This window comes from Bacillus shivajii, from assembly GCF_020519665.1.
Lineage (GTDB): Bacteria > Bacillota > Bacilli > Bacillales > Salisediminibacteriaceae > Bacillus_CA > Bacillus_CA shivajii.
Genome location: NZ_CP084703.1, coordinates 3,365,343 through 3,392,049 on the forward strand (window position 1 = coordinate 3,365,343; position 26,707 = coordinate 3,392,049).

Annotated in this window: 24 protein-coding genes, 2 pseudogenes and 1 riboswitch; of the genes and pseudogenes, 4 read left to right on the plus strand and 22 right to left on the minus strand. The window is 37.4% G+C overall.

The window, feature by feature from the left end; genetic code table 11:
- Nucleotides 1–94 precede the first annotated feature (94 nt).
- The 6 genes from mobA to fdhD all read right to left on the minus strand — a co-directional run bounded on the left by mobA (nucleotide 95) and on the right by fdhD (nucleotide 6,996).
- A complete protein-coding gene (gene mobA / locus LGQ02_RS16305; RefSeq protein WP_226515398.1) occupies nucleotides 95–712 on the minus strand; it encodes a molybdenum cofactor guanylyltransferase in 618 nt (205 codons plus the stop codon).
- A gap of 25 nt (nucleotides 713–737) precedes the next feature.
- The gene (locus LGQ02_RS16310) at nucleotides 738–1,544 is read right to left on the minus strand and encodes a formate dehydrogenase accessory protein FdhE (RefSeq protein ID WP_226515399.1); all 807 of its coding nucleotides are present in this window, start codon (nucleotides 1,542–1,544) and stop codon (nucleotides 738–740) included.
- 142 nt (nucleotides 1,545–1,686) lie between these two features.
- Nucleotides 1,687–2,370 carry a formate dehydrogenase subunit gamma gene (locus tag LGQ02_RS16315; protein ID WP_226515400.1) on the minus strand — a complete coding sequence of 228 codons (684 nt, stop codon included), beginning with the start codon at nucleotides 2,368–2,370 and terminating at the stop codon, nucleotides 1,687–1,689.
- A complete protein-coding gene (locus LGQ02_RS16320; protein WP_226515401.1) occupies nucleotides 2,351–3,178 on the minus strand; it encodes a 4Fe-4S dicluster domain-containing protein in 828 nt (275 codons plus the stop codon). Before LGQ02_RS16320 ends, LGQ02_RS16315 begins: the two co-directional genes overlap by 20 nt.
- Nucleotides 3,175–6,168, minus strand: coding sequence for a formate dehydrogenase-N subunit alpha (gene fdnG, locus LGQ02_RS16325; RefSeq protein ID WP_226515402.1), 2,994 nt, complete (start codon nucleotides 6,166–6,168; stop codon nucleotides 3,175–3,177). The genes LGQ02_RS16320 and fdnG overlap by 4 nt, the downstream gene beginning before the upstream one ends.
- An 84-nt stretch (nucleotides 6,169–6,252) precedes the next feature.
- Nucleotides 6,253–6,996 (minus strand): formate dehydrogenase accessory sulfurtransferase FdhD, encoded by a 744-nt coding sequence (gene fdhD, locus LGQ02_RS16330; protein WP_226515403.1) that lies wholly within the window; start codon nucleotides 6,994–6,996, stop codon nucleotides 6,253–6,255.
- Between the two features lie 270 nt (nucleotides 6,997–7,266).
- Here fdhD and LGQ02_RS16335 point away from each other — a divergent pair, with 270 nt between their 5' ends.
- The gene (locus LGQ02_RS16335) at nucleotides 7,267–8,166 is read left to right on the plus strand and encodes a polysaccharide deacetylase family protein (protein ID WP_226515404.1); all 900 of its coding nucleotides are present in this window, start codon (nucleotides 7,267–7,269) and stop codon (nucleotides 8,164–8,166) included.
- 68 nt (nucleotides 8,167–8,234) lie between these two features.
- Here the strand turns inward: LGQ02_RS16335 and LGQ02_RS21590 are convergent.
- From LGQ02_RS21590 to LGQ02_RS21540, 9 genes and pseudogenes are all read right to left on the minus strand, one after another.
- Nucleotides 8,235–8,297: pseudogene (locus tag LGQ02_RS21590) on the minus strand (IS200/IS605 family transposase); the annotation flags it as partial.
- A 200-nt stretch (nucleotides 8,298–8,497) separates the two neighbouring features.
- Nucleotides 8,498–10,264, minus strand: a complete 1,767-nt coding sequence (arsA, locus tag LGQ02_RS16340; RefSeq protein WP_226515405.1) for an arsenical pump-driving ATPase — start codon at nucleotides 10,262–10,264, stop codon at nucleotides 8,498–8,500.
- 16 nt (nucleotides 10,265–10,280) lie between these two features.
- Nucleotides 10,281–10,646, minus strand: coding sequence for an arsenite efflux transporter metallochaperone ArsD (gene arsD, locus LGQ02_RS16345; RefSeq protein ID WP_319003479.1), 366 nt, complete (start codon nucleotides 10,644–10,646; stop codon nucleotides 10,281–10,283).
- 35 nt (nucleotides 10,647–10,681) lie between these two features.
- Nucleotides 10,682–12,013, minus strand: coding sequence for an arsenic transporter (locus tag LGQ02_RS16350; protein WP_319003480.1), 1,332 nt, complete (start codon nucleotides 12,011–12,013; stop codon nucleotides 10,682–10,684).
- Nucleotides 12,010–12,366 (minus strand): ArsR/SmtB family transcription factor, encoded by a 357-nt coding sequence (locus LGQ02_RS16355; RefSeq protein WP_226515406.1) that lies wholly within the window; start codon nucleotides 12,364–12,366, stop codon nucleotides 12,010–12,012. Before LGQ02_RS16355 ends, LGQ02_RS16350 begins: the two co-directional genes overlap by 4 nt.
- Nucleotides 12,367–12,740: 374 nt before the next feature.
- Nucleotides 12,741–12,986 (minus strand): YuzF family protein, encoded by a 246-nt coding sequence (locus LGQ02_RS16360; protein ID WP_226515407.1) that lies wholly within the window; start codon nucleotides 12,984–12,986, stop codon nucleotides 12,741–12,743.
- A gap of 109 nt (nucleotides 12,987–13,095) precedes the next feature.
- Nucleotides 13,096–13,701 (minus strand): histidine phosphatase family protein, encoded by a 606-nt coding sequence (locus LGQ02_RS16365; protein ID WP_226515408.1) that lies wholly within the window; start codon nucleotides 13,699–13,701, stop codon nucleotides 13,096–13,098.
- Nucleotides 13,702–13,764: 63 nt separating this feature from the next.
- Entirely contained in the window at nucleotides 13,765–14,736 is a 972-nt protein-coding gene (locus LGQ02_RS21535) for a methyl-accepting chemotaxis protein (protein WP_404802432.1), read from the minus strand.
- Between the two features lie 18 nt (nucleotides 14,737–14,754).
- Nucleotides 14,755–15,351, minus strand: a pseudogene (locus LGQ02_RS21540) (hypothetical protein); the annotation flags it as partial.
- A 629-nt stretch (nucleotides 15,352–15,980) separates the two neighbouring features.
- On the opposite strand from LGQ02_RS21540, the gene LGQ02_RS16375 reads away from it, so the two are divergent.
- A complete protein-coding gene (locus LGQ02_RS16375) occupies nucleotides 15,981–16,769 on the plus strand; it encodes a hypothetical protein (RefSeq protein ID WP_226515410.1) in 789 nt (262 codons plus the stop codon).
- Between the two features lie 103 nt (nucleotides 16,770–16,872).
- Here LGQ02_RS16375 and LGQ02_RS16380 read toward each other — a convergent pair whose 3' ends face one another.
- Complete coding sequence (locus LGQ02_RS16380; RefSeq protein ID WP_226515411.1) at nucleotides 16,873–17,508, minus strand: hypothetical protein; 636 nt, start codon at nucleotides 17,506–17,508, stop codon at nucleotides 16,873–16,875.
- A 134-nt stretch (nucleotides 17,509–17,642) separates the two neighbouring features.
- A riboswitch (SAM riboswitch) is annotated at nucleotides 17,643–17,733 on the minus strand.
- Nucleotides 17,734–17,990: 257 nt separating this feature from the next.
- Between LGQ02_RS16380 and LGQ02_RS16385 the strand changes: the two genes are divergently transcribed.
- The gene (locus LGQ02_RS16385; RefSeq protein ID WP_226515412.1) at nucleotides 17,991–18,875 is read left to right on the plus strand and encodes a YitT family protein; all 885 of its coding nucleotides are present in this window, start codon (nucleotides 17,991–17,993) and stop codon (nucleotides 18,873–18,875) included.
- A gap of 132 nt (nucleotides 18,876–19,007) precedes the next feature.
- Here the strand turns inward: LGQ02_RS16385 and LGQ02_RS16390 are convergent, their stop codons facing one another.
- Entirely contained in the window at nucleotides 19,008–19,268 is a 261-nt protein-coding gene (locus LGQ02_RS16390) for a metal-sensitive transcriptional regulator (RefSeq protein ID WP_226518350.1), read from the minus strand.
- A gap of 217 nt (nucleotides 19,269–19,485) precedes the next feature.
- Here LGQ02_RS16390 and LGQ02_RS16395 point away from each other — a divergent pair, with 217 nt between their 5' ends.
- Nucleotides 19,486–20,235, plus strand: a complete 750-nt coding sequence (locus LGQ02_RS16395; RefSeq protein ID WP_226515413.1) for a class I SAM-dependent methyltransferase — start codon at nucleotides 19,486–19,488, stop codon at nucleotides 20,233–20,235.
- Here the strand turns inward: LGQ02_RS16395 and LGQ02_RS16400 are convergent.
- The 5 genes from LGQ02_RS16400 to LGQ02_RS16420 form a co-directional block, all read right to left on the minus strand.
- Nucleotides 20,227–21,228 carry a hypothetical protein gene (locus tag LGQ02_RS16400; RefSeq protein WP_226515414.1) on the minus strand — a complete coding sequence of 334 codons (1,002 nt, stop codon included), beginning with the start codon at nucleotides 21,226–21,228 and terminating at the stop codon, nucleotides 20,227–20,229. The genes LGQ02_RS16395 and LGQ02_RS16400 overlap by 9 nt on opposite strands.
- Before the next feature lie 18 nt (nucleotides 21,229–21,246).
- Nucleotides 21,247–21,849, minus strand: coding sequence for a DedA family protein (locus LGQ02_RS16405; protein ID WP_226515415.1), 603 nt, complete (start codon nucleotides 21,847–21,849; stop codon nucleotides 21,247–21,249).
- A gap of 209 nt (nucleotides 21,850–22,058) precedes the next feature.
- Nucleotides 22,059–23,783, minus strand: a complete 1,725-nt coding sequence (locus LGQ02_RS16410) for a phospho-sugar mutase (protein ID WP_226515416.1) — start codon at nucleotides 23,781–23,783, stop codon at nucleotides 22,059–22,061.
- 117 nt (nucleotides 23,784–23,900) lie between these two features.
- Nucleotides 23,901–24,836 (minus strand): glycerophosphodiester phosphodiesterase family protein, encoded by a 936-nt coding sequence (locus tag LGQ02_RS16415; RefSeq protein WP_226515417.1) that lies wholly within the window; start codon nucleotides 24,834–24,836, stop codon nucleotides 23,901–23,903.
- Between the two features lie 418 nt (nucleotides 24,837–25,254).
- On the minus strand, nucleotides 25,255–26,391 hold the full coding sequence (locus LGQ02_RS16420) for a PQQ-dependent sugar dehydrogenase (RefSeq protein WP_226515418.1): 1,137 nt from the start codon (nucleotides 26,389–26,391) through the stop codon (nucleotides 25,255–25,257).
- Between the last annotated feature and the right edge of the window lie 316 nt (nucleotides 26,392–26,707).

The following is a 26,707-nucleotide window of genomic DNA, read 5'->3' on the forward strand; positions in this document are numbered from 1 at the left end:
TAAATAAAAAAATATTTTCATGTCTCAATCTAAATCAATTTTCATGCGACATGGTGGCGAAAATAACTTCGCATGAATGTCTACCCATATAGTTTTAACAACCATTTTTCTTTAATTGTTCTATCACCCAATCGTATTCTTCTGGATGATTCATATTGTAAAAGGCTTTCTCAATTTCTTCTGCATTAATACCGGTATCCACCAGCTCTTCTTTTGTTACATATTCGACCTTTAACTGACTCAAAGCATCTCTGATTCTCAACTGATCTTTTTTTAAACAGTCTTCAAAAAGCGTTACAGATTCTGTTTTATATACGGCGTATAATGGGTGAATCCTACCATCAATCATAGGAACGATCCCGTCAAGCTTTGAGTTCCTAGTTTTTTCGATTAAATAACTTGCTATATCTGTGGAAAAGAAAGGCATATCGCATGCGATAAAGAGGTTCCATTTTGTTTTAGATTCAGCTAGAGAGCCATGAATCCCAGCAAGAGGGCCTTTCCCAGCATAAACATCTGAAATGATTTTTTTATTTAAAAACTGATACGTTTCTTTATCATTTGCAGCAATGACGACATCCGTCGTTAATTGTTCTAATTCGTTTTTCATTCGTTCGATGTTCGTCATACCGTTTACTGGGAGTAATGCTTTGTTTTTTCCCATTCTGCTCGATTTCCCACCTGCTAGTATGACACCCGTGATATCTTCCACAATAGACCCGCCTTTCGTACCTTAACTACACCGGTTGTCCGTCCGATTCATCTCCGTACCCTTCCTCTTGGGCGATAAAATCTAGATGAATGGTCTCTAAATCAAGGAGTGCTGCTTCTTTTTTGATAAACGTTTTCTTCGTATCAATAAGTTTTAAATAGTTAGAACATGTTTTACATACTTCGATTTTCACTTTCTCATCTTCTTCTAATGTTACATAAAAAAGATGTTCGTGTCTGTCTTCACCACAATGCACGCATGCGAGTCGTTTTTCTTTCCATTCAGACTCACAGCGAGGGCATTGCATCTGTTTTTCCCCTTTATTTCCGATCTTTGCAAGTCGTGGAGGTTCACCGCAACATGGACACGTTCCCATCACACTCCACTCATCTAAGTGTGACTGAAATGCTTTGCTTAATACTTGCATAAACGGACGTAATGCTTGTTCAGCAACAAAATGCGGTAACCAAGGCGCTACCTCTCTTTTTTCAGAAAGATCTTGGAAGTAAAAGGTATTAAACGTAATTGCTTCTTTGATCCAACTTTGCAACTCCTCATCGGATAATCCTTGCTCCATCTTATTTAAGTCTTCAGCAATCGCAGGATGTTCTTCCTGCAAATAAGAAGTAATTTTAGTAACCGCTTCTTTGTACAGCGGAACAGGTACCGGACTTGTCTTAAGTTGAGGCAAGACCGGGATCGTTCGGTTATAATCGTCAAGATCAACCGCAATGTTGATCTTTTGTTCAACGACTTGTCGAACTTCTTTTTGTACTGCCATAATCCCTTTTTGCAGATTTAAATACTCTTCTGAAACAACATTTGGATTCATCTTACTCCCCCCTCATTTCTTCGATATGTTAAGCATGTTTCCAATATGCTTATCTACTAATCAATTTTTGGGAAAGGCCGCCCGAAGATGGACAGCCTTTTTTATTTTTATCATATTAAGAATGAAAGCATGAAACCTTTCCTTATGCCCCTTTATCCTTCTTAATCTTCCCTTCTTTTACGAGCTCATCGTACCATTCACCGTGGTGCTCTTTTGCATACTTCACGCTAACGTCACCTTTCGTCATCCCTTTCATTGAAGGCTTCGAGTTTGGGTGACCGATACTTAAGAAAATATGTCCGACGACTACTGCCATCGCAAGCCCGAAAGCAATATTATGAATCGGGTACGCCCATTGAACAACAGTTGTAGAGAAAGCACCTGGAGCCCACATGACCACTCCTGAACCGATTAATAGAATGGCACATATAATCGTTAAAAGTGAATTTAATTTTTCCCCTGCGTTAAAGAACCCTTGTTTAGGTATCTTCGCTTTTCCACCAAAAAACTCCTTTGGAAAAGCTAAGAAAAATTTAAAATCGTTCTTTCTCCACGTTAACGTCTGTTTAACCCAATGGAATAAACTTTTCGGGTCAAATAGTAAGACGAGAAGTGGCGGTAGGATGAATATCACTGCAAAAATTCTGTGTAACAATCTTGCATTTTCTGGTCCACCTAATAATGGATACAACCAATGGAAAAAGTCTGTATAAAGCGGTAATGCCGTAATATACAAGGCAAAAAAGGCAACAGCATTTGTCCAATGGGCGAAAATGACCCACTTGGAAAAACGTTTAACGGTCGGTTCATTCGTTTGTTGTTTCATGATCGTCCCCTCCTTCGCCATGCCCATCTTTATTGAAGAGCTTATTGGTCACATACCCTGTAAGAACTGCCATCGTTGTCATTCCTAACATCGCTTTTCCTATCGGTTGAGCGTAATCTTTCCAAACGACAGCTGACGTTGGAACTGTTGGATTTTCAGGAAGATCATAAACAGATGGTCGATCTGCTAGTAAATAAAATGTATGTGTGCCTCCAACACCTTGTGGATCATAGATTTGTGCATTCGGAAAACGGTCTTTCACTTCTGCTAAACGTTCTTTTGCAAGCTTCATCATTTCTTCTTTCGAACCGAATACAATCGCATCCATTGTACAAATATCTGCACACGCTGGCATTAGCCCTTCTTCGAGACGATCATTACATAATGTACATTTTTGTGCTCGTTGTTTTGTTTCACCATCTTCATTCACATAAGAAGCGAGTTCAACAATACCAAATGGACAATTTTGTACACAGTACGTACAACCGACACACTTTTCTTGGTCGATAACAACGTTACCAAACTGCTTTGTTTCAATTGCCCCTTCAGGACAAACTTTCATACAAGCCGCATCTTCACAATGCATACATGATTGGTGACGGAATAACCATTCAAAACCACCGCTTGCTGTTTCATGTTCCTTCATTTGTAAAACGTTCCACGTCTCACCGTCACACTTTTCATGCGATTGATAAGTTCCGGAAAACTCTTGTGGATTAACCGGTAAGTCATTCCAGTTTTTACAAGCTACCATACAAGCTCTGCAGGCGGTACATCTTGTTACATCAACAAACTTTGCATAACTCATCCTTCAGCCCTCCTTACATCACAGAGAAACGCTTTATACTCTGGGATCATCGTGTTTGCATCGCCAATATGAGGCGTTAAATAGTTTGCAATCGATCCAGTTGCGATTCCTTCATATCCGTAATGCCAAGGCATTCCAACGTGATGAACTTCCTGGCCTCGAATTTTATACGGTTTAAATCGCTTCGTAATCATCGCATACGCTTCAATCTCTGCTCGGGCTGATTTAATGATGACACGGTCTTTCGCTTTGATTCCTTTTTGTTTCGCTAACTCTTCACTAATTTCAACGAACATATGTGGCATTAACTCTGACGGCCACTCTAAGTTTCTTGTCATTGAGCCTGACTGCCAATGTTCCGTAAGACGATAAGTCGTAGCAACAATCGGGAATTCGGTGCGATCTCCTCTTTCGTTACCTTTACCTTTCCAAATGTATACGGCTGGGTTTAATTGAACGGAACTAAATGCATTTGGCACTGGGCTTTCATACGGCTCATAATGCTCTGGGAATGGTCCGTCTGCAGTACCATCTGTAAACAAGCTGCCTACACCATTTGGTAGCATAATAAACGGATTTTTCCCTCCTTGATCTTTTGGAGCGACAGTTGCACCAAAGTCAGGAACATCATGCCCTGTCCAACTTCCAGCTAGTGCATCCCACCAAATGACCTCTTTCTTGTTATTCCACGGTTTTCCTTCTGGTGTAGCTGACGCACGGTTATATAAGATACGGCGGTTCATTGGCCATGAATACGACCAGTTCAAATAGTTTTCCATCCCCGTATCTTCGTTGTCACGGTTTTTCGACATATTCTTGTCTTCAGAAGGATCTGCATCTGGATAAAAACCAGAGTAAATCCAGTTTCCACTTGTTGTTGTCCCATCGTCTTTCAATTGAGCAAAACTAGTAATCGTTTTACCTGTTGTTAAGTCATAACCATTAATTTCACGAGCAATAAGGTCAACTTCAGGATAATCCGTTTCACCAAAGTTCCAATCTAATGCTTTAAATGGTTTGGCAATCTCACTTTGGTCATTTTTGTAAAGCTCTTTCAACTTTCTCGTTATATTATGTGCAAACCATGCATCAGAACGGGAATCATTTTTAGGCTCTAGTGCTTGCCAACGATATTGCATCCATCTTCCACTGTTTGTGACCGATCCTTCTTTTTCGTATGGTCCACACGCTGGCAGCATAAAGACTTCTGTATTGATACTAGCTGGGTCACTTCCGGCTTTATCCTTCCAAAACGAGGCCGTTTCTGTCTCCCATAAATCTAAACATACGAGCCAGTCGAGGTTTTCCATCGCTTTCTTTTCTTTTCGAACGTTAGGACCACCGACTACTGGGTTTTGTCCCCAAACTAATAGCCCTTTAATGTCTCCTTCGTACATTGCTTCAAAGAGTGCAATATGTGAGGAGTTTCTTGTGTTTTTAGGGAAGTAATCATACAAAAAGTCATTTTCTTTTGTTGCATTTTTCCCGTAGTAAGCTTTAAGTAAGCTTGCTAAAAACTTCGGTTTGTTTGACCAATACCCAGATTCAGGTGTTTCATTTTTGTTGTACGCAGCAAGTGACTTATGGTTTTCACTTGCGGTTGGTGCTCCGATGTAACCTGGCATTAAGTGGAATAGTAAAGCAAAGTCTGTTGAACCTTGTACATTACATTCGCCACGAAGGGCGTTTACACCGCCTCCAGGGCGTCCCACGTTTCCAAGTAAAAGCTGAATAATTGCGTAGCTTCGAACATTTTGTGATCCTACAGTATGCTGAGTTGTCCCCATTGCATACATTATTGTTCCTGTTTTATTTGGATCACTTGTGCCACAAAACGTTTTTGCAATGTCCACATAATCCTTTTCAGGTGTACCTGTTACTGCACAAACCGTTTCAACATCATATCTAGAATAATGATTCTTCATAAGTTGGAACACAGAACGAGGATGCGTCATCGTCTCATCTGTCACGATGTTGCCTTCTTCATCAGTTTCAAATGTCCAAGAGCTTCTGTCATAACTTCTTGTTTCCTCGTCATAACCAGAAAACAAGCCATCATTAAACTCGAAGTCTTCTTTGACAATATATGTTGCATTTGTATACTGCTTCACGTATTCCTCATGGTATAACCCATTTTCTAACGCATAATTTATGAGTCCGCCAATGAAAGGAATGTCTGTCCCTGAACGCATCGGTGCGTAGTTGTTAGACATTTGTGCAGTTCTTGTATAGCGCGGATCAACGGTAATTAACTTTCCGCCACGATCCTTTGCTTTTTGAACATATTTCATACTAATTGGGTGATTTTCAGCAGGGTTACCTCCGATAACCATCATACAATCACTATGCTGAATATCATTCCAATGATTTGTCATTGCGCCACGACCAAAACTTGGTGCCAGACCGGCAACCGTTGAGGAGTGTCATATCCTCGCTTGGTGCTCAATAAATGTTGAACCAAGCCCGCGCATTAACTTTTGAATTAAGTAACATTCTTCATTTTCAAGTGCCGCTCCGCCTAAACTTGCAATTGCTTCTGTGCGATTAACAGGAATACCATTTTCATGGGTAACAAAATTCTCATCACGCGTGCTCTTAATATTTTTCGCAATACGTTCTAGTACCCAATCCCATTCTTTTTCTTCCCATTTATCGCTTCCTGGAGCGCGATACATTGGTTTTTTCACTCGACGTTCAGACGTATATAATTGTCTGATTGATGTCCCTTTACTACATAAAGAACCTTTGTTAATTGGATGATCCGGATCCCCCTCCGTATACACCACATCATCGTCTTTTACATGAACTAAAATTCCGCAGCCTACAGAGCAATAAGGACATATTGTCGGTGTTACTTCTGTGTTTGCTGTTTTCAGTTCACGTGACTTCGCTTTTGCTTTATGTGGGTCAAATCCTAATTCAACAACAGCGAGTGTCGCTGCAGTTGCCCCAGACAGTTTTAGAAACTGTCTTCTCGTCACATCAAACATGAAAAACTCCCCCTCGCTTACATTGTGCAATCTATGAATAATGGGTTGTCCTACATTTGTAGGAACTCCCTTATTCGCGAAAAATTAAGTTGATGAAACCGCTGTCAAGTCGTTATAAACCTTTCCGTGTTTCGTATATACAAGAGACATTCTGCCACGAATATAACCTACGACTTCGACTCCTAAATAATTTGCTAGCTGCACAGCTTGCTTTGTTGCAGCCGTTCGACTTCCAATAATACCAAAGCCGAATCTTGCAGACTTGGCCAACATCTCATAAGAAACTCTTCCCGTCGTTAACAAAACGAGTTCACGCGGATTCAAGTTATTTCGCAATGCATAGCCAATTATTTTGTCTACTGCATTATGTCTACCGATATCTTCGCGAACAACGATTTCTCCACTTCTTTTTACGATACAAGCTCCATGCATTCCACCTGTTTCGTTATACATCGTGGATGCTTTTGCAAACTCATGGCGTTTCTTTAATAAGTAAGTCAATGAAAGCTGAAGATCTGTATCAACTTTCGGTAGTTTTTTCACATCAGACATCGAAAAAAACGTAACACCATTTCCGCAACCGGACGTGCGATGCTTCTTTTTCTTCTCTGTCGACGTAAAGTCAACGGACTCTTTAAGAATCACTGAAACGATCCCCTCAGATTGATGAACTTTCTTAATATCATTTCTCGAATTAATAATTCCTTCTGAAAATAAATGACCGTATGTCCAATCGATTAAATCATGCTTAGTAAGCTGATATGTTGATAATTCTTTCCCGTTCACAAACAATGTGACCGGATATTCTTCAGGACAACTTAGTCTCATTGAGCACACCCCCTTCGCCCCTCTCGCACAGTTCAACTTGTATAGCCAAAGTGTGCTGTAGTCATATGGTAAAATGAGTGAGAAAAAAAATCTGTGATGTTACTCACAGTCTATTAGGTGGTAGATGTTAAAACCTCTAAATATAAGAAAATTTGAATTCGACAAAATCCCCCTTTTTTGATAACGTTTTTGTCAAAAAAGCGTAGAATTAGGCTACAATTAATGTGAATCAATCATGAGATACATTGAAGGATTACAGGAGGAATAAACTTGAGCTCATCCATTAAAATATTTTTTCCACTATTTACTATCACCGTTATCATCGTTTATATCGTAACGAACGTTCCATTTAATAGTAACAATCAACTTTTTGTGACAGATTTAGAACAATTAAATAAGAAGAGAGACCCACTTTTAAATGATTGGCTTACTAAAGATAACAACCTAGAACAAATTGATGTCGATGCTGTAAAAAATAAATGGGAAGGTACGGATTTAAGTGCTTCTGAATGGGGGGAACAAGTGACAGGTGTCAAAAATAAACTTGATACCGATAATCAAGTTATCGCGTTAACCTTTGATGCTTGTGGAGGGACATTCGGAAGTGGATATGATGAAGCGTTAATTGAGTTTTTACGTAATGAACAAGTACCTGCTACGCTTTTTGTGAATTATAGATGGGTCGAAGAAAACAAAGATATATTCCTTGAATTGCATAAAGATGAGTTATTCACAATCGAAAATCATGGTACAGCCCATTTGCCACTATCTGTACATGGACGAGGAGCATGGGGAATTACAGGAACTACTTCTGCAAAAGAAGTCATCGATGAAGTAATGATTAACCAAGAACGAATCATTGAGCTCACCGGAGAAGCACCTCGATTTTTCCGATCTGGTACAGCCTTTTACGATGAAGTAGCAGTCGAAATCGTTGAAGACTTAGGATTAAAAGTTGTAAACTACGATATCCTCGGTGACGCTGGAGCTACTTATTCAATTAGTCAAGTTGCTAATGCCCTTTTACAATCTGAACCTGGCTCTATTCCACTTTTACATATGAACCAACCTTCAAGTGGTACAGCTCAAGGGGTTAAAAAGGCCATTCCTCTTTTAAGAGAAAGAGGGTTTGAGTTCGTTCATGTAAAAGATTACGATTTAATGGATTGATGTTAGCACTATTGTTGCTTGATGTACTTACCTACTTTCAACGCGTTCTTCACCTAGTTACTACATAAAATAAACACAATGTGGTACTTACAATTCCACCTTGTGTGTGATAAACTATTGTCGCTCGACATGAGCATATCCCCTCTCGTTTTATGAAGTTGGTTTGGCGGCCACTTCTATTATATAAACGAGAGGGGATTTTTTCCTATTACAACCCTTAAAGGTTTATTTTCACACAGGCAGAGCCTGTGGTTTAAAAGGACTGTAATAAAAAGAAGCGCACCGTGTCGTTTTCAACACAACTGCGCTTTCCATATCAAGTCTTCTATGATTAGATCATTGATTTTAACATCTCTAGCCCAATAACTTCTTTCTCACTCCAAGGAACTAATACTGTATTTTCACCTAAATGATTTGTCACTTTTTCGATCCATCTTTGTTCAGCATTTGCTCTTCCTCTCAACACTGGGTCATCAGTATTCGTTGCAGAGAAGCTTTGATTGATAATCCACCATTGTGGTTCAATATGGGCTCTTTTAAGATCTTCTTGGAGTCGCTCAGCTTCAAATACTGGTGTCGCCTCAGGTAAAGTGACGAGAACAACATGTGTTTCATTTGAATCACGTAACCGTGGTAACAAGTTTCGTACAGATTCAGGTAAATCCCCAGATGAACGTTCGACTTCTAAATGATAACTTTGTGTAGCATCTAGAAGTAGCAACGTATGCCCTGTTGGTGCGGTATCGACGACAACAAATTCTTCTTTTGATCTTTCAACGACTTTCGCAAACGCTTGAAAAACAGCAATTTCCTCTGTACAAGGAGATTCTAAATCTTCTTTTACATAATCAATTTCTTCTTGTGATAAATCTTCATCTAACCGTTCGAGAACTTCTCGTTTGTACCGCTCAACTTCTGCTTTCGGGTCTATATTACTTAATGTAATATTGTTCAGTGATTCTTGATTTTTCAAAACGTGTTGCAAATGAGCAGCTGGATCTGTTGTTGTTAAATGAACACGATGTCCTTTTTCAGCTAAACCGATCGCAATAACCGCTGCCATCGTTGTTTTTCCTACTCCACCTTTCCCCATCGTCATAATGACACCGTTCGTTTTTTCCGCATATTGATCAATCAGTGAATTTATTGGTGGTAAATCATATGAAAGGCCATTAGGTTCATCAAAAGAATTTCGCTTTCTATTCTTCTCATCGTCAAAAATCATTTCAAGACTCTCAAGTCCTGTTAAATTGTATGGTACGAGTGGTAAGTAATATAAAGGGAAGTCATTCAACCATTTTTTTTGATAATCTAATGCATCTAGCTGCTTCTTTTCCAAAGCCTTTGCTAGCTTATCTTCAGAGTTTCTTTCAAATACCCCATTAACGATCATTTGTTGATTCGTCATTCCTAGCTGTTGTAATTCTTTTGATGCTCGCCTTGCCTCATCAAGTGAACCGTATTCTGGGCGAGATACGAGCACCAACGTCGTTTCTTCTTTGTTTGCTAACGTACCAACTGTTTTTTCATATAAGTCTTTCTTTTCTCCTAGTCCTGATAACGGTCCAAGGCAAGAGGCTCCATGTGTGTTCTCTTCTAAGAAGTTATTCCAAGCACTTGGTAGTTGCAATAACCTTAGTGTATGCCCGGTTGGTGCCGTATCAAATAAAATATGATCAAATTCGTCAGTTGTTTTAGTATCTCCTAATAAGTTAGTAAATTCATCAAAGGCTGCTACTTCAACCGTACAAGCTCCAGAAAGTTGTTCTTCCATGCTTTTTAAAGCAGCTTCAGGTAGCTTTCCTCTATATGGTTCAATCATCTTATCTTTATACGCTCTTGCAGCCTCTTCTGGATCTAAGTTAACTGCATAAAGGTTAGGGACACCTTCAATTTCTGTCGGATGACTTTTAATCGTTGTTTCAAACACGTCTTGTAAATTTGAAGCTGGATCTGTGCTAACAAGTAATACTTTTTTACCTTTATTGGCTATAGCAACCGCAGTGGCACAAGCTGTTGAAGTCTTCCCAACGCCACCTTTTCCAGTGAAAAAAATATGTTTCGTTCCTGAAATATATTCAGGTGTTAACCGTTCCATTAGAAAGTCCCCTTTATTAATTGATGTCGAAGTTTAGTTTTTTCTTTGGTGCATGAACTGCTAGTAGATCTTCGGAAATCCCAAGCCAATTAACAAATTCCTCTTTTGTCGGGTAAGACCCTTCTTTAACGAGTACGCCATCAACAACAGTTGCTGGTAATGCGTCAGGCCCTTTCTTTTCCAAGAGAGCATTGACTTCTTTTTGGCTTACAAACGGATCGGGTTCTTGTGCTAGATTATAACGAACAATGTCGTAGCCTTCACTTTCAAGTTTCATCACCATTCTTGAAATACGTGTCAACTCAGGATCAACACTCGGCCCGCAAACCCCAGTTGGACAACATAATGCCGGATCAAAAATTTCAACTTTTTTCCCCATCATAAGCACTCCTTTTTCATAAATCGTTTTCAAATCTGTTAGCTAATGAATAACATCCATAAATACAACCCTGTAAGTGTTATAAACAGTGTTGGAATCGTTAAGATAATCCCAACTTTAAGATAATATCCCCAAGAAATTTTCACACCTTTAAGTGCTAGTACGTGAAGCCATAATAAAGTGGCTAAAGAGCCAATCGGTGTAATTTTCGGTCCTAAGTCAGAGCCAATGACATTGGCATAAATAAACGCATCTTTAATGGGTCCAGATACGGCTGCATCATTAATCGCTAATGCATTGATCATGACAGTTGGCATATTGTTCATTACTGAAGATAAGATCGCTGCGATAAAGCCCATTGAAATTGTCGCGACAAACATTCCTTGACCTGCAGCGCCTTCTAGTACCGTTGCAAGAACATCTGTTAACCCAACATTTCTAAGTCCATAAACGACCACATACATCCCAATTGAAAACACAACGATTGCCCAAGGCGCACCTTTCATAACCGTTCCTGTATTGACGACCGGACTTTTTCTTGCCATGAACAAAAAGAAAATGGCAATCACACCTGCTACAAACGAGACAGGAAAGGTTCTTACCTCACCTGAGATTGGTCCAGTAATATAGATGAATTCACTAGCAAAGTAACCAACAAGAAGTAAGCTTAGAACGAACCAAGATAGTTTAAACATTTTGGGATCTTTAATTGCTTCTTTCGGTTCTTTTAACATATCCATTTCATACGTCTTTGGAATGCTTTTTCGAAAATATAAGTAAAGAACAAGAATACTTGCTCCTAGTGCAAAGAAGTTCGGAACAATCATATATGTCGCATATTCAATAAATCCTATACCAAAGAAATCAGCTGATACAATATTAACTAAGTTACTAACGATTAATGGTAATGACGTCGTATCAGCTATAAATCCACTTGCCATAATAAATGGCAAAATCATCGCTTCTTTAAAGCGTAGCGCACGAACCATTGCTAAGACAATTGGTGTTAAAATGAGGGCAGCACCATCATTTGCAAAAAATGCTGCAACGACTGATCCTAGTATTGAAACATAAATAAACATTTTTACGCCGTTGCCTTTCGCTACCCGTGCCATATGTAACGCTGACCATTCAAAGAAACCGATCTCATCTAAAATTAATGAAATAATGATGATTGCAATAAATGTCAAAGTTGCATTCCAGACAATCCCTGTCACTTCAACAACATCGTAAAAATCAACCACACCTACAAGAAGGGCTAGGACCGCACCAATTGTTGCTGACCATCCAATCGATAATCCTTTTGGTTGCCAAATGACAAGTGTTAAAGTAAATAAAAAAATCACTGATGCAAAAATAATTGGTGTCATCTTTCTCCCCCTATCCGTTCACAACTCACCTTTAAACCTGAGGCTCTTAATGTATGAATCGAATCCTCTTGTGAAGGTAACTGATTCAATACGTTTATTAAAAATTCGTAGTGTTCGTATTCTTCATTCAATCGATAAAAAAGCCATTGATTATGTCGTCTAACAAGTAGTAAGCCTTCTTCTTTCATTTTCCGAAGTTGCTGACTGACTGCTGGTTGACTGATTGTTAAAATTGCTTGTAGTTCACAAACGCAAAGCTCTTCCTCTTTCAATAGCATTAGAACATTCAAACGAGTTGAATCACCTAAATACTTAAACAATGTTACATATTGGAGTAAATGATTGTTGTCCACTAATATCTATTCCTCCCCTCTAGAAACTTACTCTACACAGTATATAATCAATCACTTATATAATCAACACGTTATATACTAAAGTTTTGTAAAGAAAGGTATGTCAGCGAATACTTTTGTCTACGATGACTCAATGTAAACTGATACCGACGTCACCATTCCCTGTAAGCTAAAGCTAGCGTTGTAATACGGCAACTCATTTTTAGTCGTGTGACCTTATTAATCTTAATTTTTATACTACAACGGGGATCATACACCCTAAATTTCCATCCTACTTAGTATAAAGAAAGCCACAGCATACAAGGGCTCGCCCTTGTAACTGTGGCCTTTTAAAGTAATTCGTTTTGTTGTCGTAAAAAGATGGATGGCGTTTATTAATTTGGCATAATCCAAACAATTTCTTGTACACGGATAAAAAATGAAGCATCTGCTTTTTGGATGACAACATGATCTGGCTTTACATCTGCAACTTTTCCTCGAACACTGCCTTCTGTCGTTTGTACAACAACATTGTTCCCCATCACCGATTGTAATGTATGAACGACAAATGGATCATACATCGCAACATACTCTACTTCACCATTTCGCTCTTCTTGTTCATACTGTTCTTGATCATACATAGAGTATCCCTCCTTATTCTCTAAACCAATGCCATCATATGCCTATACGAACAATAATGTGTGGGCACATGTGGAAAAAGTCTTTGTCTACGTTAGAGAACAAGGGCACTCAATGCCCTGGAAAAAGCTCTAAATAGATTCGCTTTGTATTATCTAATTTCCATTTATGATATCCACCGTCACCTGAAAATACATATTGGTTGGAGTCAAAAGGTAATTGAAAAAAACTTCGAAAAAGCATTTGTATCGTTCCACCGTGACAAACGATTAAAATTGTGCCACCTGCTTTTTCGTGTATTTCAATGAGTTCAGATAAAAATGACTCTAAACGTGCACGAAATTCAATCATAGATTCTGTATTTGCATAAGTATGGTGTCCTCGCCTTCCTCCTTTAGGTAGCGGGAACTTTTCCCTTGCTTCATCTTTTTTTAGTCCAGCTAAGTCGCCATTATTCCATTCCATTAAGCGATCATCCTCGATAACTTTAACATTCATTTTTTCCTCACAGAATTGTGCTGTTCTTCTAGCACGCTCTAAAGGGCTTGAATATATTCTCGTGACCTTATTATCACATTCAATGATTCGCTCAATACTTCGCTTCACTTGTTTTTCACCTAGTTCAGTTAATGGAAGGTTTGCACGCCCTTCATGACAATCTATCAGGTCAGCAACGGATTGGCCATGTCGCATAACAATAAAAGTAATTGGTTTCATTTCCATGCTCCTTTGATTAAATAAAAAAAAATGAAGCTTGGAGAATCCTCCAAGCTCGTTTCATTAGGATGTTTTAAACTCATTGACAACTTCTTGCAATTCTTCAGCCATTTTTGCTAATTGCGTAGACGATGTACTAACTTCTTCCATCGAAGCATTTTGTTCCTCTGCTGATGCAGCAACATTTTGCGTATAGCCCGCAGATTGTTGTGCAATTGAGGTTGTTTCTTTCAATGATTCGAAAACACCTTCAGCTCCAGCATCAATTTGTTGAATAGCCGCTGTTACACCTTGAATTTTTGTTGAAACACCATGAATTGCTTGAGAAAGATCTTCGAACGATTTCCCTGCTTCATCAACATAATTCAACCCAGATTCAACAGCTTTTCTCCCATCATTCGTGTATACAACGGACTCTTTAACATCCTCTTGGATTTTTTCAATAATATCAGAAATATCACTTGTTGCATTTGATGTTTGTTCTGCTAATTTTCTAACCTCATCAGCAACAACTGCAAAACCTCTACCGTGCTCTCCTGCCCTTGCTGCTTCAATTGCTGCATTTAATGCTAATAAGTTCGTTTGTTCAGCAACCTCAGTTATTAGAGAAACGATCGAGCCAATTTTATTTGATTGAACCGCTAGTTCATTAACAGAGGTATCTATTTTTTCTGTTAATGAATGGATCGTTTTCATTTGTCCTACCGTTGAATGAATGACTTCTGTTCCGTGTTCTGCTTTTTGCGCAGAATCAATCGAAGCTTCATTAACCTCTTGTATACTAGAAGAAATTTGATCAATACTTTGGGACATTTCATTAACTGTTTGTTCATTTTCTGTTGCTTTTTCTACTTGTTTCTCTGCTCCACTCGACACTTCTTGGATCGATTGTGTAATTTCTTCTGTCGCTTTACTTGTTTCATTAGAGCTAGCTAACATTTGTTCAGAACTTGCCGCTACTTGTTCTGACGTATGGCTAATTTGCGTAATCATACGTCTTAAGTTCTCAACCATATCATTTATCGCTTCACTCATCCTACCGATTTCATCTTTTGATCCCGATTCTAGTTTTGCAACTGCTAAATTCCCTTTACTTACTTCTTCCGTTGTTTTTACAACTCTTCTCAATGAATTAGAGATCATATTCGCTAAAAATGTGAACAAAACTAACCCAGTCACGATAATTAAACCAATCATCGCAAGAAGTGTAATGACATTAAAGTCTATAACACTTTCAGCACTTGCTTGAGCTTCATTCGCCTCTGCTAAAATAACTTCTGATAGTTCAAGTGCATCTTGAATAATTTCATGTCTTAATTCAGCGAGCTCTCCTAACATCCTTACCTGCGCTGGGCCCATTGTATCGGAAATTTGTGTAACTTTCTCATCAAATTCAGTTAGTTGCGAATTGATTTGTCTAAATAATTGCAAAGAATGCTGAGAATATAGACGTCCATCTAAGTGGTTCATATGGCTTTGAAGTAGTTCATCTTGTTGGTGATAATATGCTGTGTATGTATCTTCCCTATTTTGAACAGCTTCTTGAACGATAATATATTTCGATCGAATAATCGATCCAATATCTGTTGCAATGACAGCTCGTTCACTCTGTTCTGAGTATGTAGTCATTTCACTTCTAATTTCATTCATTTGTAGATAACTAAATCCCGCACCAATTAACAATAAAAATACAATTAAACCAAATGCCCCTAATATTTTTACGCGAATTGAAAAGTTCTTCAGAGAAAATTTACTAGATGATTTCTTATTATTTTTACGTTTCGACTCATGCTTTTTGTTATTAAGAAATTTTTTAATCACCCTTCTTACACTTCCTTCTGCATTAAATTGTAGTACTTTTGAATTAGACAAAGATAAAAATGTAATAATTCGATAAAAAATGACAGATTATTTGTAAAATTATCGTAACATATATCATAGTTAAAAAGAAGGCTTTATCTTCCAATCCAGAGTAAATTTTCAGATTTTAAACATAAATGAGATTTCTGAAAATGACCGGTATATTTATATTTATCACACTATTTTGAGTAGATAGTCTATTTCGAACCATAATATCACCTAATAAAGTCCTAGATATAAGTGGTACTTTTCTCATAACAACGTAAACCTTCAAACTCCGTTTTTCTAAGATGTTGTGTAAACCCCTTACAAGTTGAAGCAGTTCCTTATAATAAGGCAGGCTTTCTTGTTTCGTTTCTCGCAAATATCCATTATAATAAGGACATCTTCATTTTCTCAAAACTATTCGAGGTGACAAGATGGCGAATCGTCAAAAGTTTTTTATCATTGCAGGAGCAATCATCCTTGTAGCTCTTAGTGTATTGATGTTGTATTTATACCAAACAGATCCTACGAGTTATCCAATTGAAAGGAATAATGAACAGGAACAAGATACAACAGTTAACGAAAACACAGATAATATGGAAAATATAAATATTACAAATGAAAATAATAATGAAAATGAAGAACATCTTTCTGATTCTACAAACGAAGATGAGTTGGAGGAAAAAGAATATAAAGAGCATGCACAAACAGTAATAAATGAACATTACTTACCACATCATGAATACCCTACAAAGCAATCTTTCTTTGATCATGCACTTTTAAACCAAGAATATACAATGTTAACCGATGGATTCCATTTAGAGGAAGAGGAAGCTAATGAATATGATGCTAGATTAACCGCGATCGAGTTAGTATCTTGGTTAGAAGTCGCACAACAAAGAAAAGGGTTTGAGTACAATGAAAACACCTTTCTTTCCTTTGTTGAAAATAATGGTTTAAGAGAGGAACTAGAAGACAGTGCACGAGTATTTCTAAATGAATTAGAAAAAGAAAACGAACTTTTACTTGTTAGACAATTAGAATTCCGGTTCTTAAAACCTTATATTTGGAATGAAATAAAATCTGATGTTATGGCAACAGAAGAGATGAAAGAAGATGAAACAGAAGAAGAATACAATTTCCGTATGTATTATGAGTTCGAACAAGATGTGTTCGAATACTTAATTGAGAATTATCCTGAAGTTGTGGATGGAACACCTTAAAATTTTTAGCTTGCATACAATCGTAACGGGCTGTCTCATCATTGAGACAACCCGTTTTTACTTTCTCCCGATAAAAGAGAATATCCTTATTTTGTCTGCTCAGTCATTTATATTGAGTAAAATCAATTTCATAAGATTCATATTTTGAATCATCTAAACGGTCACTTATCATTAACTGCGCATTTTTAGTAAACGAAATCTCATCAACCTCGAAATAAACGGTTTTTAATGTACCATTTCCAGATACTGTTACCTCCACTGGATCGATCATTTCACCATCTTGCACCATTTCAATTTCATATATATACCCCTTATTACCTTGAAACCTGGATGAAAAAGAAAGAAACTTGTCCATTAACTCTAATTTTACTTCTTGTGGCCTCATTGTTCTCCCATATTGATCATACGTATCACGAGCAAGTAACTTTGTCTTTAAATAAGGCGTGTTTATATAAACAAAAGCAATGTCTTGTGATTCTATTGTTGAATCTAATTTTGGAAGCTGATAACCTTCTAATGTCGTTAAACTTTCCTTCCCTTGCTCAATCGCCTCATTTACTTGTTCATCTGTTAAGTAATAATAGTAATCTTCATTATGAAATGAATGAGTAATAATGTCATCATCTTGCTCATTTCCCTCTCCAAATGTAGAGGGAGATACGAATTGAAATACTAGTAACAACAGTACAGTCGTAAACATCGTCATTACAATTATACTAACCGCCATTTTTTTTATCATTCGTTCATCCCGTCCTTCACCAATTACTTATTATACAATGCATAAGGTGAAAAATGATAGGTTGAACAAATGTTCTTAGCTACATGGCCTTGGAATAGATGTAAATTAACTTTTGGAGATCTAAAAAAGAATGCCTCTTATCTTTCAGGAATTAGCACCATACTTGTGTGGATAGCTGGTTGCCGGGCTTCAAAGGGCCAGTCCCTCCGCCACTCTTGATAAGAGTTTAAAAAAAAGGTGAGGTTGTCAGGAAATACGTAGTAAGTAAAAGTTAGAATTATTTGAATATTAACACTTATATTCAGTGCGGTCAATACATATCTTATAATCTTCATATTTTTTCTACATTACATCGCTTTTGTTGTAAACGGTTTTCATTTTCTGAATTTATTTACTTCCCTTAATTGTGTTGGGGAAGGATAAAGGCTGTGTTATACTTCGTCTGGATTTGAGAAAAATCATTGAAGGAGGTTGTATAGAAGATGGCCCAATTATTTGAAGGTGTTCGTATGAAACCTATCATCATTATTATAGTTGGAACGTTGATATTCGGATTTGGAATCATTCATTTTAATATGCAACATGGATTGGCTCACGGTGGTTTTACAGGGATTACTTTACTACTTTATTACTTATTTACAATCGAGCCGTCACTATCCAACCTTTTATTAAATATCCCCCTATTTTTGATCGGGTATAAATTGCTTGGTAGATTAATGTTAATTTACAGTATTATCGGAACGATCGCTTTATCTGCATCTCTAAGGTTATTTGAAACGTACCCTATTACTGAGCTTCCGCTACATAATGACATGATCCTTGTCTCACTTTTTGCTGGAGCTTGTGTAGGAATAGGACTAGGCCTAATTTTTCGCGCTGGTGGAACAACAGGAGGCGCTGATATCCTCGCTCGGCTTGCAAATAAGTATACTGGAATGAGTTTAGGACGATTTATGTTCACATTTGATGCATTTGTCATTTCAATATCATTAATTCACTTATCAATAGACCTTGCCATGTATACGCTCGTCACCGTTTTTGTTGCTAGCCGCGTCATCGACTTCATTATTGAAGGAGCAAGTGCAGCAAAGTCTGCAATGATTATTTCAAACAAAACTGATGAACTTTCAAAGGCAATCATTCAGCAAATGTCTCGTGGCTCTACTGTCTTAACTGGAAAAGGTAGCTTCACATCGGATGAACGCCAAGTTTTGTATTGTGTTGTTAACCGTAATGAACTTATTCAGTTAAAAAATCTTATTGATGATATTGATCCATACGCATTCTTCTCAGTGAATGATGTAAAAGAAGTTGGCGGAGAAGGCTTTACATTCGACCAAGAAAAACGCCCCTTAAAAATTTCATAATCAAAAGGACCTGCATTAAAAAGCAGGTCCTTTTTCTAACGAAAATTGTCAAGGACCAGGTCCTCGACAATTTTGTGAACAATATAAATAAAAAAACGAGATTTCTCTCGTTTCCATTTGCATATATTTTGATTAGCGACTTTTAACGAGCATTTTTATTGCTTCTTCAATCACTTCGTCGCGCTCTTCTTCCGTCTCTGTTTGTTCTCTTAAACATACTTCTAAGTTTTTTGCGACAACATAAGCTGTTGCACGGTCAATTGCAGAACGGATCGCAGTCATTTGTGTAATGATTGATTTACAGTCTTTTTCATCATCCATCATTTTTATGACACCACGTACTTGTCCTTCTACACGCTTTAACCGATTTTTCATATCTGCTGAATATTCCATCATTGCCACCACCTAACTTATTTTGTGTTAATCATTTATAATAAGAATTAAATTCCTTTCTTTCTTATCATATTACTATATTTTATGCTCACCTTACAAATAAACACTGTGTTTTTGAAAAAAATAGCTTAACAAATTAAAATGAAAATAGTGTGAGATGGAACACTGACATGAACTACAAAAAGGGAGATAATTTATATAGAGAGGAGGAAAAACGATGGAATTTTATTCAACATTAGCGCACTACTATGATGATATCTTTCAACTTAATGAAAAAGCGATTCATTTATTTGAAGAGCACTTACCCACTAATAACCCTAAATCAAGAGTGTTAGACCTTGCAGCAGGCTCTGGAAAGGAAGCACTTGAACTTGTTCAGAGAGGCCATGACGTAACTGCAATTGATATAAGTGCCGAAATGGTTAAACAGATGGAGATAAAAGCCGATAAAGACTGGCTGCAGCTTCGCTCATATAAACGCAATATGAACGAACTACACTTATTTAATGACGAAAAATTTGATGGGATTCTTTGTATCGGTAATTCTTTTGTTCACTTAAGTGATACCACTGAAATGAAAAATACTTTACGAAATATTTATGAACTACTTGAAAACGACGGTGTTTTTATCGTGCAAATTGTCAATTACGACCGTGTTCTCGCTAAAAAAGCTTATGAACTTCCACTAATATCAAACGAGTCGAAAGGCATTCAGTTTCTTCGGAACTACGAATTAAAAAACGATAAAATCATTTTTAACGGAGAACTTCGTTTTCCTCGTTCAGACCAACTTGAAACGAAAAAAATAAGTACTGAGCTTGTTCCCTTAAAAAAGGAGACATTAGTTAACCTAGGGTCTGAAGCTGGTTTTGAAAAATATTCAGTACTCGGAAACTTCAAAGGAGACCCAAACACACTTGATTCTCCTGCTACAATTGTCATTTTTAAAAAGGAGCAGTCAAGTTAATTCACTGCTCCTATCTTTTTGTCGTTGACGTTTATAATAATCTCTTTCTAACTTATAAATTTGTCTTCTAACAGCATTCCAATCTTCATTTGATAAAGGCTTTTCTCTTAATAAAGTAGCGAGTTCTTCGATCTCCCCTATTTTCACACCCTCCCCTGAGTGTGAAGCTATTAAATGTTTATATTTTTTTATGCGATCTTCTATTTTTTGAACAGAATCATCCCACGAAAAATAAAGATGATTGGGCTCTAGCTCTTCTGATAATAAATGTTTCATATAATACACTTCATCCCGCTCCCCTAAAATGGATAGATCTGTGGCATGTAACGTAATAACGACCTTCTTCTCATTTAACACTGCATAAATATATTTCATCTTTTTTGCCATCTGTCGGTTAAAAATATGTTCTAATACGTAAGACAATGTCATAAAGACGGTCCACGTTGTTTTCCTAGGAGAGTGAATAGACGTCTCAATTTCTTTCGCATTTAATATCAAACAAACATCCTCTAATACATCGTCATATTTCCCTTCTTCAACCATCAAAGCAAATTGTGTTTGTATATGTCCTTTCATCATATTAGGAATCTTCAACATCGGGATGAAAATAAGAAGGAAAGTAGAGAGAATACCAAGTATGAAAGTATATGGATACCCCATCACCATTTGTTTCAACGTTGATTTCCCTTTATCGCGATTTTCCAATTTCGAAGACATATAACCGATGAGTAACGGTAGTACAACTAAAATTGTAGCCGAAATCATTCGAATAATTGACTCATCCTCAGCTAGAAAAGGAATAAAATATTTTGCTAGCTTCGGAAAAAAGATTGAGACGAGCACATACACCCAATATAACGAAAGAAGTCCCATTAAGCTAATCTTTGAATCATCTTTTGAAGGAACTCTTCCAAAAAACGTTAATGTCGCCATACTAAAAACCTTACTTAACATTTTTGCAATTCCTGTTAATAGAAACCGAAACAACGGCATCTTAACTCACCTGCTTATTTATGATTGATACTCTCTATTCCTTATGTTTCGATGATGGTACTTCTTCTTACGGCGAAATCGAAAAAAGATATAACTACTGCCAAGTAAGATCAATGCGCCCATTATGATTCCTTGGGTGTTTTGAAGCCAGTTAGCCATTTCTTCAACATTACCTAAAGAGCCTAAATAAAACATCATTACTGATATCGGATAAAAGCCAACAAACGTTAGAACTGCAAATTTAAATGGTTTGATTTTGCAGAAGCCTGCAATATAAGAAATATATCCCATTCCAACAAACCTTCCTAAAGCGATCATCCAATCTCCATACTTTTCGATCTTTCGGTGTGCAAATTCAACTTTCGATTGCGGGAGTTTCTTTTTAATGACATGTTCATATTTCACACTAATTAGAAGTGGAACAAAACTTACGATTACATACGTAACTGTTGTGAAAATAGAAAATAAAAATACCTCTCCCCATGAAGGGTCCAGTAAATATCCATATGTGAGTACAAAAAGGGCGGCTGGAAACGGTATTGATAAAGCTTCAATGGCTACACCAAATATTAAACCAACCCAACCTAATTGCTGTAATATATCTAAGATTAACTCAACCATAATCCCCCCACCCCTTCAGCTATAACGTTAAGATAATGAACTTTATGGTTGAATACCCTGAAACCGAACTTTTTAATCGGCCATTGCATGAAACCTACATAACTCAAAAATATAACCATAATTATCCAGCTGCCAGGTACCTGGATAATTATGGTTATTAGTGGAAGTAAAAAGAGCTTGAATGATTCAAGCTCTTTTTGTCTTTCTTTTTATACTTGTAAGGATGCTAAAACTTCATCTTTTAATTTTTCAAGCTGTTTTTTTCCTTCTTCATCTGTTGCTGCTTTTAAAGAGAAATACACTTTCATTTTCGGCTCTGTTCCAGATGGTCTAAAGCATACCCAGCCATTTTCAAATGTATATTTTACGACATTAGCTAAAGGCAATGTCAGTTTTTCTTCTGCACCATTTTCCGTATGAATACGTACACCTGCTTGATAATCTTCCATATGTGTAATTGGCATTCCTGCTAATTGACGCAATGGTTTTGTACGGAGATTCTCCATCATAGTTGTAATTTGCTCGACACCTTTTTTCCCTTTTAATGTCATCGATTCTAAATGCTCTTGATAATACCCATACTCTTCGTATATATCTTTTAGCCCTTCAAATAACGTCTTTCCTTTTGCTTTCCATGCTGCAGCTACTTCACAAGCCATAAGGGCGATTTGAACAGCATCTTTATCACGAACAAATGGACGTGCTAAGTATCCGTAACTTTCTTCATAACCAAATAGGAATGTTGCTTCCCCACTATGTTCATATTCCTTAATTTTTTCACCGATGAATTTAAACCCAGTTAGCGTTTTTACTGTTTCCACTCCAAACGATTTAGCAATTTCCTCTCCTATATCCGAAGAAACGATCGTTGTTAACATAACCCCATTAGATGGAAGGGTTCCTAAACTTTTTCGTGTCGATAATAAATAATGTAAAAGTAATGCACCTGTCTGGTTCCCGGTTAGAACTTGATACTTTCCCTCGTTATTTATTGCTGCTATTCCTAAGCGATCCGCATCAGGGTCGGTACCAATGAGGATATCACCATTCACCTTTTCCCCATATTGTAAAGCTAATTCAAAGGCGGCATGTTCTTCCGGATTAGGTGATGCAACCGTTGAGAATTCCGGGTCTGCATCAACTTGCTCTTCAACCAGATGTAAGTTTTTAAATCCATTGTTTTTTAATGCATATGTAACAGACTCATAACTCGTTCCATGTAATGGCGTAAAAACAACAGACAAGTTATCACCATGTTCTTCAACGAGTTTTTCATCTATAATTACAGAAGATAAATGATCTTGATACGATGATAAAACCTCATCACCAATGAACGTAATTTTCTCGATATCTTCTAGACGATCTTCTGTTGCGATAGGTAATGATAGTTCATCTTCTATCTTTACAATGTCTTCAATTAACTCTTTTGCTGGTTCTGGTGTTAGTTGAGCACCATCTTCTCCATACACTTTATATCCATTATATTCTGGTGGATTATGACTAGCAGTAATGACGATACCTGCTTGTGTATTGTAGTATCGTACCGCAAAAGATAAGACAGGTGTTGGTTGGATACTTGTAAATAAATAAACACGAATCCCATGATAAGCTAAAGTACGAGCAGCCTCTTCAGCAAATTCTCGTGAGTAGTGCCTAACATCGTAAGCGATCGCGACCCCTTTTTCACATGCCTCTTGACCTTTGCGCTTAACCATTTCTGCAAGACCTGTCGTTGCTTTTCGAACCGTGTAGCGATTCATTCGATTCGTACCAGGACCTGTTTCGCCTCTCATTCCACCAGTGCCAAACTCTAGATCTTTATAAAAACTTTCTTCTATAAGCTCCTCAGATGTAAGAGATGCTAGCTCATCTTTTGTATTCACATCAATATTTGGATTATTCTTCCAACGTTCAAACTCCTCTTTCCATTGCATCTGTCTTCTCCCCTTTAACGTATCTTGTTATTTCACAACAATAAAGACTATAGTTTTTTATTATACCTATATTTATACGGTTATGCAGTATGAATCATAAGACAATTTTTGCGTGTATCATTGTTCTTCTAGGACTTCAATTAATAGGTCTGGTCGGTCGGTGATGATTCCATCAGCACCCAACTCAACGAGTTCACGCATTTTGTCTTGATCGTTAATTGTCCAATAATGTACATCCATTCCACGCTTCTTAGCACCATGAATCAATTTTTCGTCCTTTAAGTTAAAAATGCTTTCTTCTGTCGGAATTTGTATCGCATCGACATTCGCTCGATATAACCCGTTTAAAAATAATTTGTGGAATACGACAAATTTTGTTACTTCTTGTCTACCCCCACTCACTGGAACTTGACCATTAGAAACCTCTTGAAACATTTCTATAATGTCATGCTCAAAAGAGGCGACTAATACACGTTTAGCGTTCCCATACTCCTCAATTAATTCCCACAGCCTTTTGCTCATCGGCTCATAAAATTCAGGGTCATTCGTGGCTTTCAACTCAATATTTAAGCGCATGTCTGAAAACTCGTCAAAAATCTCTTCAACAGTAGGGATTGTAACCCCTTGTTCCTTGTAAGAATACTCTCCATTTAGATCTTGAAAGTAATCAGCTGCATCAAGTGCTCTAATTTCTTCTAACGTTAGGTCATTCACTTTTCCGATCCCATCCGTTGTTCTGTCAACCGTGTTATCATGAATCGCAACAAGATAGCCATCTTTTGTCATATGTACATCAAATTCAATTACATCAACGCCAAGTTCTCTTGCTTGTTCAAATGCTGCTAGCGTGTTTGACGGTGCCAAATGTTCTCCACCCTGATGGGCGATTACTAAAGGTCGATCGTTTTCAAAAAAAGATTGTGCTGGTCGCTCCGCTACCGGGAAGAAATAAATGACAAGCCAACTAACCAAAAGGATTCCTAACACAGCAACGATCCATTTTATCCGATTCCCTTTTTTATTCGGTGCTTTTTGAATGGCTGATTGATACAATATAACCCCTTCCTTTCATCTCCTTTCCATTTTAAAACGTTTTCAAAGATTGTCCAAGTAGTTATTTCTTTGTTGGACAATTCTTCACCTATTTGATTCTCGCATGCGATTATTGCTTTTCACGTGGAATATACACTTTCTCATGTGGAATGAGCTACTTCTCATGTGGAATGGGCTACTTCTCATGTGGAATGGGCTACTTCTCATGTGGAATGGGCTACTTCTCACGTGGAATGGGCTACTTCTTATGTGTAATAAACACCTCCTCACGTGGAATGAACTTCTTCTCACATGCGATCATCACTTCCCGCGTGCGACCAATACTTCTCACGTGAGACCGCACTCACTGCAGTCAGCATCATCATATGACTGAAAATCAAAAACCCCAGTCTACAACTGGGGCTTCTAGAAACTCATCTTATTCTAAAGTCAATTTCAACAACTTATCATCATTTTCTCTTGGTGTCCCTCTTCCATCTGTATTATTCGTGATTACAAATAACGAACCTTGATAAGAAATAACGTCTCTTAACCTGCCTTCGCCTTCAAAAACAACCTCTAATTTTCTTTCTTCTTCATTAAGCCAATATAAGCTTTCTCCCCTTAAACCGGTCACAAATAATTCATCTTCAAAAAATGTTATACCCGATGGCGCCCATGTATCATCTCCAGAATGGACAAGGGGATTCTCCATCCCTTCAGCTTCTTCATCGCCAATAATATTTGGCCAACCATAGTTTTTACCAGCTTCTATGACATTAATTTCATCATGCCCTACCGGTCCGTGTTCTGAACTATATAGCTCTCCAGCTTCATTCCATGCTAACCCTTGTGGATTTCTGTGCCCATACGAGTAAACATAAGAATTTTCAAATGGTTGTTCTTCTGGTATTTCACCTTCTAATGTCATACGCAAGATTTTTCCAGCAAGATTCCTCGGTTCTTGAGCTACATTTGGATCATTCGCATCTCCTGTCGTCACATATAAATAATCGTCTGGGCCAATCTCTATTCTCCCTCCGTTGTGAATCCGATCACCTGGTATCTCATCTAATAAAACATCAGTTTCTTCCCATACATCATCATGATGACGAGCCTTAACAACCTTATTTGCTAATAATCCATTTTGGTCACGATATGTATAGTACAGGATCGCCTCTCGAGTTTGCTGAAAATCATCCGTTAACACCATCCCTAGAAGTCCGCCTTCTCCTTCATGAACGATCTCATCAGAAGTGATGAACTCTTGACGAGTCAAATCTCCGTTTTCAATGAGCGCTATCATACCTTCTCGTTCTGGAATGAAAAATTTGTCATCTGAAACACGTATGTTCCATGGTATATTTAAATTCTCAGCAATAATCTCAACAGTCCAATTCTCTGTTGTGACATTTTCAAAAGAATCAATATAGCCTTCATGATCAGTAGTTGCTTCAACATGGTCAGGTTGTTTTCCTTCACCATGTCCGGTTCCATGATCTTCAACATTCTCTGTCCCATTTATTTCACACGCAACTAAAAATATCAATAAACTAGAAATCCAAAACCATTTCATTGTTCCATCCAACCTCCACTAATAATAGATGAATAACCTCTTATGCCATTTCATCGCTCTAGTACCTTTTTACCCTTTCTACCATTTTCTTATTCTCCTTATCATTGGACGAAACTTAACCTTAAACAGTTTCGTATTTGTATGAATTTCATAGAGTGAGCGAAATGTAAATAATTACGTGAACATTAAAGGAAAATGATTACCAATTGAAGAAACTTATGATACATAGAGGATGTCAGGTTTTTTGAAAGAAGAAATGCGTTTCTTCAACGAACGAGAAAAAAAGTTTTAGAAGGTGTTGAAATAATTATGGTTA